Source organism: Psychrobacter sp. Sarcosine-3u-12 (genome assembly GCF_002836005.1).
In the GTDB taxonomy this organism is placed as follows: Bacteria; Pseudomonadota; Gammaproteobacteria; order Pseudomonadales; family Moraxellaceae; genus Psychrobacter; species Psychrobacter okhotskensis.
Genome location: NZ_PJBY01000094.1, coordinates 61961 through 71736, shown reverse-complemented (window position 1 = coordinate 71736; position 9776 = coordinate 61961). Strand labels below are relative to the sequence as shown.

Here is a 9776-nt window from a genome sequence, read left to right as displayed (position 1 = left end):
ATATTAATAGCTACTTCTTGCCAAGCTAAAACAAAGGTTGTTATGCCTGATAAACCTTTAGAAATTTCATTAAACATGACTGCTAAAGAGTTATACGATGCCAACCCTGAGTATAAAGCATTTCAAGAAGGCGACGCTCAACCTATGGGGGTTACCTTTCAAGGGTATGATTTTCCTACCTCAAATATGGCAAGTGCCATATTAAGCTATCCTAGCGGACAGATAAAGGTAAATAATGTTGTTACAATTACAGGATTAGATAAAATTGAAAACAATGACCGTACTTTAGAATTCCTATCAATATCCTTTTTCTTAGATGATACTGACGATGGCATCACAAATGAAGATGCCTATAAAAAAACGATGGCTTTGTTCAAAGAGTTAGAAGATAAAGGCTGGGTATATAATAAGGATATAGGTTCACCTCGCTTATCTAAAGAAGACAGTTTTACTTTTACACTTGCAGAGCATACAAGTAGTTTGGGTTTGGACTTTACGCGTACTCTTACGTTTGAACAATGGATGCAATTGAGCAATATACATACGTGGCAGTTAAGGCATGGAACGGATGCTTTTATAGATATTATGTACATTAGAGATACAGACCCTGAAACAGGTAACCGTCATTACTTAATGAGTCTGGACATAAGTGATCCAATCGAAGTCGTTAAGCAAACGGTAGGAGCAGATCATAGAGACAATTGGGAAAAGGAGTATGTCAAATTATATCCAGAAATGCCCACATGGAGACTACAATCTGAAAGCCAAGCTATCGAGATGGGATTAAAAATTCAACAAGATCAACCTGACTACACCCTACCCCTTGTACTAGAAAAAACAGGCATCGACACCAGTAAGTTTATCTCTATTGACCCTTATAAAATAACTTATGAAGAGTTTATCAAACGTTCTGAGGCGGGTGAAGACATGACGCCTTATTACGAGAATCAAACCAAGCCCAACAAACCCGAAATCACCAGCCAAGCGAAAGGCCGTTGTCTAGCCGGACAACCCTGCCCTAAATCAGGCTACTGGTTCACGCTAGCAAAATCTGACAGTCGTGCTTACTTTAAGCAAGGTGACATCATGCCTGATTACCCTAACAACCAATGGGGCGAAGTTATTTGGCAGTTTGAGGGTGAAAAAGGGTAAGGATATAAAATCCCATTATTCAAGCAACCAAGGCATGTTTGGTATTATGTTTAAACAAATTTTCATTACTCTGATTTGCTTTAGCTTCCTTTTTTTAGCTACTGCCTGCCAAGCAGAAAAAGAGGTTATTATGCCTGATAAACCTTTAGAAATTTCATTAAACATGACTGCTAAAGATTTATACGGTGCTAACCCTGAGTATAAAGCTTTCCAAGAAGCAGACGCTCAGCCTATGGGGGTTACTTTTCAAGGTTATGATTTTCCAAGATATAAAGAACCTACTGTCATTATTAAATATCCTAATGGTGAGTTAAGTATTGACGGTGTTATGTCAGTCTTGGCTTATGACGATAACAAACAAGCAAATTACAAACTCTCGAAAGTCAATCTTGGCTTTTTATTCAACCATAAAGTAAGCGGTATATCAGACGAAGATGCCTATCAGAAAATGATGTCTTTCTTTAAAGAACTACAAGATAAAGGTTGGACACATGCTAAAACTTTAAGTGAACCCAGATTGACTCCTGAAGAGAGTTTTATATTTGCTACCAAAGAAGACGGAAATACTTTCAGCCTTAACTATACTTATCCATTAACTTTTGAACAATGGATGCAGCTCGATGATCTCCAAACATGGCAGCTTCGACATGGTACAGATATATTTATGAATATCAGAATGAATAGACAAACAGATCCATCCACGGGTAAGCGTCACTACCTGATTAGTTTAGAAGTTTTCAATGAAGTAGAGCTGCTGCAACAAATAGTTCCGAATGATTATGATGAGTCTTTGACTAAAGAATATAGTAAGCTTTATGGCGAATTACCTGAATTCAGACTCTTCTCCGAAACCGCTGCCACAAAAATGGGTCTAAAAATCCAACAAAATCAACCTGACTATACTTTACCACTAGTACTTAAAGAAACAGGCATAGATACTAGTGAGTTTGTCTCTATCGACCCTTACAAAATAACTTATGAAGAGTTTATTAAGCTTCAAGAGGCTGGAGAAGACATGACGCCCTATTATGAAAATAAAACCAAGCCTAATAAACCCGAAATCACCAGTCAAGCGAAAGGCCGCTGCCTAGCTGGTCAGCCCTGCCCTATATCTGGTTACTGGTTCACTTTAGCTAAAGCAGATAGCAGAGCTTACTTTAAGCAGGGCGATATCATGCCCGATTACCCTCACAATAATTGGGGTCAGGTGATTTGGCAGTTTGAGGGTGAAAAAGGTTAGTTTGTTATTATTTTACTTAAACCACCTTCGGGTGGTTTTTTATATTTAGTCCTCTCCACCCAGCCGCAAACCCACCTCCAAGCACAGCAACATAACTATCAGCACCATACCCCTACTCTGACCCAAACGGCATTGGGTGGTCAGCACTTGACTGAGCGGTTAACGCAACTTGCCTCTGGGCTTGGACGGTCAGTTAATGATCATGCCAACATTAAAACTCAGTTAGAGAACATCGCTGAGGAACAACAAACCCAAACCACCCATCAGCAAGCACCGTATACGCTGATAGATAGCGCAGCTGACATAAGCTATGTGAGCGACGATACCATTATTCATAGAACTATGGGCGAGATGATTAGCACTACTCAGCAAGATATGATGATTAGTAGTGGCGATAGTCATCATCAAGTCAGTAGCGAATCACTCAATATCATAGCCGATGGTCAGTTTAGTATGACCAATGCCAAAGAAAATATCACCCTATCCGCCCATACAGGGAAACTGGAAGCAACCGCCAAGCAAGATGTGAACATCGCCTCCTCCACCAAAGAGGTAGAAGTCGTGGCAACCAATAAAGTGACGATAACGGCAGGCGGTGCGAGTATTACTTTGGATGGTAGCAATATCACTATCGCCGCCAAAGAGGTGACGGAAAAAGCAGGTAAGCACAGTAAGGCTGGGGGCGGAGTTGATGGTCAATTTGTATCAGGCTTACCTTCTAATATCTTGGACGAACCACCAACCTTTATCGAGCTTAATTATCTACACGATGACGAGACTCCAGTAAGCAGTGCGCCCTACCGTGTCGAGTTCGCAGATGGCTCTGTCAGAGAAGGCATTTTAGATAAAAATGGCTTTGCTCGTTTAGAAGGTGTGCCTAAGGGTCAAGCTCATGTTTATTATGGTGAAGACCCTGCTGACTTCAAGCCTGATATAGATATGGAGGATGGTATATGAGTAGTAATGGCTTTGGCGGCGGCGCACTAGGGATTAGTAACATAGGGAAGGATTACACTCCTCAAAAATATAAAAAAGCCAAACAAGAAAAACCCACAGGCTGGTTTGAAGCATTAAAAGAAGAGACAGGTTCGTTTCTAGCAGGTGAAAACACCTCGTCTTGGGCATTATTCGCTGAAATTGTGATCGGTGCAGTTCCTATTGCAGGACAGCTTATTGATGCGCGAGACATCATCAAGGCAGTCATGAACCTAAAAGACAAGCCCTCTGATACTACTTTGTGGTTTTTACTCATAGCAGCATTAATAGGACTGATACCAGTCTTTGGTGATGCAGTCAAAAGTGCCATTAAAGCCATTAAAATTGGCGGTAAAAGCCCTACTGATCTATTTGCCTTTATCAGAAAATTTGGTAAAGGTAATGCAGAGCAAGCGCTAAAGAAAGCGTTAGATGTCAGTAAACTAAAAGGCTTACTTAACAGTATCTTGATTCCTAAGTTTCTCAATAGTTTAAGTAAGTCTAATAAGCAAAAGTTAATTCAAATTCAAAAAGACTTTGATCGTTTCGCTCAGCAAATTATTAATGAGATAAATGGCTGGTCGAAAATGACACCGGCTACAGCGAGTGTTAATCATGCAGGCGTTGGTAAAGCTGCTGGCACAAAACCCAGCACAGCCTTAGCTTCAACCAACAGGAACGCTTCTGGTGAAACGGTTAATCATAATAGTAGTATCACGTCGAGACCTGCTAGAAAAGGAGTTATGAAGCAGCATAAGCCGAAGTGCTTTAAGCCAAGCAAAGACTTAAAAAGCAGATTTTCTAAAGACAGTAAAGCAAATGCAAAATTTGAGAAAGAGTACTATCGTCAATTAAAAGATCAAGAAGCTGGACTGAATAACCTTACTGTCGATGAGTATTTGACAGGTCGTGACGCCTTCAAAACGTATGGCAGGCCGAAAAGTAATGGGGCGCAGGCAAACGCTAGAACAGAGTATGAAGATAAGATTAATGAGTCTTTGAAAAATAGCTATGAGAAACAAGGAAAATCTCCTATAGAAGCTGAACGGTTAGCGAACAAACGTACTCCTGAAATAATGAAAGACCTGAATGCTCTACATGATCCTGATATGATTGCAGGTGGTAAAGATAAAATTAATCGACTGGGTCGTGCTGATGTGAATAAGTCCATAGGTGGACAATGGTCTAATAAAGTTGAAGCAAATAGTAGAGTTGCACAGATGGATAAAGCCGCTAAAGAAGCTTTAAAACAAGGCGGGCAAACCAAAATGAACGTTGAACTAAATAGATGTAAATAAAATATGACTAAAGGACATTTAAATGAGTACATTTATTATAGATGAAGACTTTGATCTTTTCATGGAAGACTTTGGACAACCTGATTGGCAGCAGCCAGTTGCACAAGCTATTTTTAATCGTTATCGTGGTAGATTGCCTGATAAACTACTATTCTATTGGGAGCGTTTAGGGTTTTGTCGCTTTAAAAAAGGCTTATTTTGGATAGTTAATCCAGCTGACTACGAAGAAGATCTGACTACATGGCTCGGCGATGAGGTTATGAGGCAAGATAACTATTATGTGATCGCTCGAAGTGGCTTTGGCGAATTATACGTTTGGGGTGAAAAATCAGGATTCACATTTGAAATCACTCCTACTCTAGGTTGGATATACCAAAAGAAAGGTAATGCAAAAGAAATAGCGTATGGAAAATCCAATCAAGAATTAGCTATGTTTTTTGGGTTTAAACAGATTAAATATACAGATATGGAAGACAATAACGGTAAACCACTATTCGACCGTTGTGTGAAAAAATTTGGAGCACTTGAATACGATGAAATGTTTGGCTTCGTCCCTGCCCTTGCCATAAGTGACAACGCGTCTATCAAAAATGTCGATAAAATGAATATCTTTGTGCATCTTAGTCTCTTACCTGACTTGATTGAAATCCAATACATCGACTTTAAGAAATTAGGACAAATGGCATTCGGTGTTGAAGATTCATCAAATCTACCTGATTTAGATGACTTAGTATAATTAATTATTTAAGCCACCTTCGGGTGGTTTTTTATTAGCGATCAGCTGATTGGCTCCACTACTTTCATCCTCAAACAGGTATGAGAGGAATTGACGATATGACCCCTGCCGTCAAATCCGTACAGTTAAACTTGGGAGATTTGAATCAAGCAGCTTTACGATAATAGTCAAACCACACCTGTCTTGGCGACTTATAGCCTAAACTCTTTTGAATCCTCGCTTGGTTGTAGTACAGCTCGATATAGCCGATGATATCATTGATTGCTACAAACCTTGTTTTATAGTCTTGGTGATACACTAGCTCATTCTTTAATGTGGCCCAAAAGCTTTCTATGGGTGCGTTGTCGAAACAATTGCCTTTACCACTCATTGAGCCTTTGAAATTATGCTACTTGATGATTTTGTGATAGGCATGACTACAATACTGGCTGCCTCTGTCAGAGTGCACAATCAATCCTTGGCTTGGACGTTTATTTTTGATTGCCATATTGAGTGCACGACATACTAAATCTGCGGTCATTCGCTTATTGATAGCATACCCGACCAGCTCTTTGGTGTATAAATCTTTGACTCCAGCTAAATACAACCAACCCTCATTGGTCCAGATATAAGTAATATCACTGACCCACGATTCATTAGGATGCTTAGCATCAAATTGCTGATTTAGTATGTTTGGATAGACAAGCTTGTTATGGTTGGAATCAGTGGTGATTTTAAAGCGTTTGTGACGACGGCATTTGATTTCATGTTCTTCTTTAATGCTTCTGACCATATATAGGCTAATATCGTGCCCTTGCTCTATCAGCTTTGCGTGCAGTCGATCAGCACCATAACATGCTTTTGTTTCACTATGTGCCGCTCTGACAAGTAGCTCAGACTGGTCACGGTGTATCTGTTGCTCACTGATATCACGACTCAGCCAGTCATAATAGTAGCTAGAATGCTTAACCTTTAGTACACGACACATAGTAGTGATACTAAAGAAGAGATCGTTGTTTTTGATAACGGCCTACTTCACTAACTGTCACTGCGGGCATAGCCCTACGTCTTGCGTCACTAAAACAGTCTACTAGACTGTTTCTTAACGTTCCTCATTGGCAAAGTACGCCGTCGCCTTTTTTAATATCTCTCGTTCCTCTTCGGCTACTTTAAGCTGTCGTTTGAGCTGCTTTATTTCCTGAAGAGCCGTCATAAGATCAGGATCATATTGTTCTGTGCCGATAAGCTTGCCTTGATTGGCTTTATTATGCCAATTAGATAAGGTCTGCATGGCGATGCCAAGGTGCTTTGCGGTCGCTGAGATATTGCCATTATTGTCTGCTATCTTCTTGACGGCCTCGGCTTTAAATTCGTCACTGTAGCTTCTTATTTTCTTGGTCATGATAAACTCCGATTAATACGCTTAGTTTACCAAGTTTAGGTGTACGGTTTTTTCAGCATAGCTCACATGATGCTATTGAGCTTTGACCATATAATAAAAATAGCGGCTACTAGAGCGTGTCCTCAATCTGAAAATGGTGATAAAAATAAGATAAATGGTAGCCAAACAAGGAAAATAGTGCAGATAATATCGAGATATTGACTAGCTATTTGACGTAGTTTGGCAAGAGTTAGCTATTTTTAGCCCATTTAGTCGCTTTTGTTCAGGTTGAGGACACGCCCTAAATATGTCTCGAATAAAACGGACATCATTTACGGTTGCCGACGGCGCTTAATAAGCCAACCGATGATAATCACGACAACCAGTATGCCAAATCCTTTGGAATAAGGGGCTAACACGCCTTCGATGACCTCATAGTTCTGTCCGAGATAATATCCCGCCAACGTCAATGCCGCCGTCCATATACTCGAGCCTAAAGCCGTCAATGCTAAAAAAGGCAGCAGCGGCATATTGTTCATGCCAGCAGGGATAGAAATGAGCGAACGAACGCCAGGCACCATACGGCCAAAGAACACGGCTGTTTTACCATGTTTATCGAACCACTCATTTGCAGAGGCAACGTCATCAGGTTTAACGAGCACGTATTTACCATATTTTTCGGTAACCGCGATCAAACGTTCTTTATCGAATATACGACCTAAATAATATAACGGTAACGCACCAAGTGAAGCACCTAACGTGCCAGCAAGGATGACTAAGATTAAATTTAAATCACCTCTCGACGCGGCGAAACCAGCTGCTGGCATAATGACTTCAGAAGGGATAGGTGGAAAAACGTTTTCGGCAAACATGGCAAATACAATACCAAAGTAGCCAAATTTTGCCATAATACTGAGTACCCATTCGCTGATTTGATTCATAATTATTACTTTCCTTCATTACCATCGTGACGGTCGTATTTTTTCAATTTTTGAGCACATCTAACCATGAAAATATCCAAACATTGCGATTAGTCTAAACCTACTTTGTGTCAAAATCTGCTGTTTTATGCTATTTATAGCACTTGCATTATGGCAATGATTAGACAAACCCTATGACCAGTAATTCACCTCTTTCCATGATATCTAGATGGATCTCCTTAGCCTGCGCTTTTGGCGTCTTTGCTATGCTGTACTCTTTGACTAATCTCTATGCGCAAGCGCTGTTTTATGATATCCAATTTTCTGAATTAAGTAGCATTAACTCTGTATGTCCTAAGAAAGTTTATAACCTCGCCACACCGATTGATGTAGCGATTCCTTTTATCCCACTGATGATTGTGCCTTATAGCTGGTCAATCATGCTGTTTTGTGCCAGCTTTTTTATGATAAAAACACCCGCACAACTCTCCTTATTAACAGGAAAATTAATCTTAGCCACGCTTTTCGCCTGTTTTATCTTTTATATATTCCCCGCCAAATTTACTTTTGAGCGCCCTACTGTATTAGGCTGGGCGCATTATGGCTATCAGTTTTTGCATATAACCGACAAACCTTTTAACCAGTTTCCTTCCCTGCATGTGGCATATGCTGTATTACTGGGGACGTCTTTATGGCAACTTTCAAAATCCGCTCTATATCGCCTAGCACTTTGTTGTATCTGTAGTCTCATCATCGTCTCCACCGTCCTGACTTATCAACATCATCTTTTAGATATTGCCGGTGGCTTATTACTGGCGGCGCTTGTACTGATCATGATCAATAAGCTGCGTAATAATTTAGTTTTAAAGTATTTAGTGGTGGCGATATCAGGATTTTTAATTCTATCGATAGCAGGATTCATGCTCAATAGAAGCGTTGCCTCTGGCACTTTTGCAGGGTTGTATTCTGTAGTCGCCACGTACTGGGCGTTAAGTTTTTTGGGTTTGGCATGGGCGTATCAACACCCCAACCAAACTCGTGATAAACGTTGGTTTGCAAAGGATAAGCAAGGGCGCTTACGACTGTCTACTTGGTTGATATTTGCGCCATTATTATTGGGCTACCGACTGATGTGGTATGTCGGACAACGCTATCAATTCACTCAACATAAACAGTCAAATTCTGGCTTATTGAGTCATACTGATATGGGCTCGAACTATAAAATAGCGGACTCTATATATGCGATCGCTACGCCAAAATTATTTGGCTTGTCGCAAATGAATAATAGACACTATTTGTATTTTTCAAAATTTTCGACAATTATTGTGATTGACTCCGCTGTTGAAACCAATAGCCATAATTTGAGCTTAAAAAAAGCGCTAAATACTCAGGCGGAAGTACACAAATTAGACGTTAATAATAACAGCTCATCACTCTGCAATACTTACCTATCATTTACCGCTATTAAAATTAAATATCTTTATTTTCCACTGTTGGATTTACAGTCTTTAAGAGAGGTTGCTGCTCAGGATTTTATTCATCTGTTTAAACAGATAGATACCTTAGCAAACGATGCCTTAGCAAACATTGGTATAGCGACTAATATCACGCATAAACAGCTGCCTGACAATATGGTACTGATTAACTTCCAATGCGTGATGGGATTATCCCGTAGCGTCGCCCTGCACGCTTTGTATCTGATATATCAAGGACAGTTGACTGCTGATAATTACGTCACTTGGATCAACGAGCAATATCCAAAAGCGCACCTCAATGACTATTATCTGCCCAAGTTACTCGTTAATAAGATAGAAATTTTCGCTAAAAAGAATTGAACCATTATTTTAAAATAGTGATCAATACGTCCTCGTTAATAATAGCTATGCCGTTTTGCGTCTAAACCAGATACTTACATCAGAATTCAGACACAAAAAAACCTCAAACAATCTAATGTTTGAGGTTGAAACTTTTGTATTAAAACTAAGTTTTAAATATGGCGCAGCGGACGGGACTCGAACCCGCGACCCCCGGCGTGACAGGCCGGTATTCTAACCAACTGAACTACCGCTGCTTAGGTCGTTTTTAGCATCTTCTC

6 protein-coding genes, 1 tRNA gene and 2 pseudogenes are annotated in these 9776 nt (G+C 40.0%); 6 read left to right on the top strand and 3 right to left on the bottom strand.

Annotation, left to right across the window (positions count from 1 at the left end):
* The 5 genes and pseudogenes from CXF65_RS06625 to CXF65_RS06605 form a co-directional block, all read left to right on the top strand.
* A pseudogene (locus CXF65_RS06625) lies at positions 1 to 1152 on the top strand (hypothetical protein); the annotation flags it as partial.
* 46 nt (positions 1153 to 1198) lie between these two features.
* Positions 1199 to 2392: a hypothetical protein gene (locus CXF65_RS06620; RefSeq protein WP_157824050.1), complete on the top strand. Its 1194-nt coding sequence runs from the start codon at positions 1199 to 1201 to the stop codon at positions 2390 to 2392.
* Between the two features lie 147 nt (positions 2393 to 2539).
* Positions 2540 to 3349: a DUF2345 domain-containing protein gene (locus CXF65_RS06615; RefSeq protein WP_157824048.1), complete on the top strand. Its 810-nt coding sequence runs from the start codon at positions 2540 to 2542 to the stop codon at positions 3347 to 3349.
* Positions 3346 to 4665, top strand: coding sequence for a polymorphic toxin type 15 domain-containing protein (locus tag CXF65_RS06610; RefSeq protein ID WP_101211468.1), 1320 nt, complete (start codon positions 3346 to 3348; stop codon positions 4663 to 4665). Before CXF65_RS06615 ends, CXF65_RS06610 begins: the two co-directional genes overlap by 4 nt.
* Before the next feature lie 22 nt (positions 4666 to 4687).
* Positions 4688 to 5401, top strand: a complete 714-nt coding sequence (locus CXF65_RS06605; protein ID WP_101211467.1) for a GAD-like domain-containing protein — start codon at positions 4688 to 4690, stop codon at positions 5399 to 5401.
* A 145-nt stretch (positions 5402 to 5546) separates the two neighbouring features.
* On the opposite strand, the pseudogene CXF65_RS06600 reads toward CXF65_RS06605, so the two are convergent.
* A pseudogene (locus CXF65_RS06600) lies at positions 5547 to 6782 on the bottom strand (IS3 family transposase).
* Between the two features lie 311 nt (positions 6783 to 7093).
* A complete protein-coding gene (locus CXF65_RS06595) occupies positions 7094 to 7702 on the bottom strand; it encodes a DedA family protein (RefSeq protein WP_101211466.1) in 609 nt (202 codons plus the stop codon).
* Positions 7703 to 7947: 245 nt separating this feature from the next.
* Between CXF65_RS06595 and CXF65_RS06590 the strand changes: the two genes are divergently transcribed.
* The gene (locus CXF65_RS06590) at positions 7948 to 9516 is read left to right on the top strand and encodes a phosphatase PAP2 family protein (protein WP_157824046.1); all 1569 of its coding nucleotides are present in this window, start codon (positions 7948 to 7950) and stop codon (positions 9514 to 9516) included.
* A gap of 159 nt (positions 9517 to 9675) precedes the next feature.
* On the opposite strand, the gene CXF65_RS06585 is transcribed toward CXF65_RS06590, so the two are convergent.
* A tRNA-Asp gene (locus tag CXF65_RS06585) sits at positions 9676 to 9752 on the bottom strand.
* Positions 9753 to 9776 lie beyond the last annotated feature (24 nt).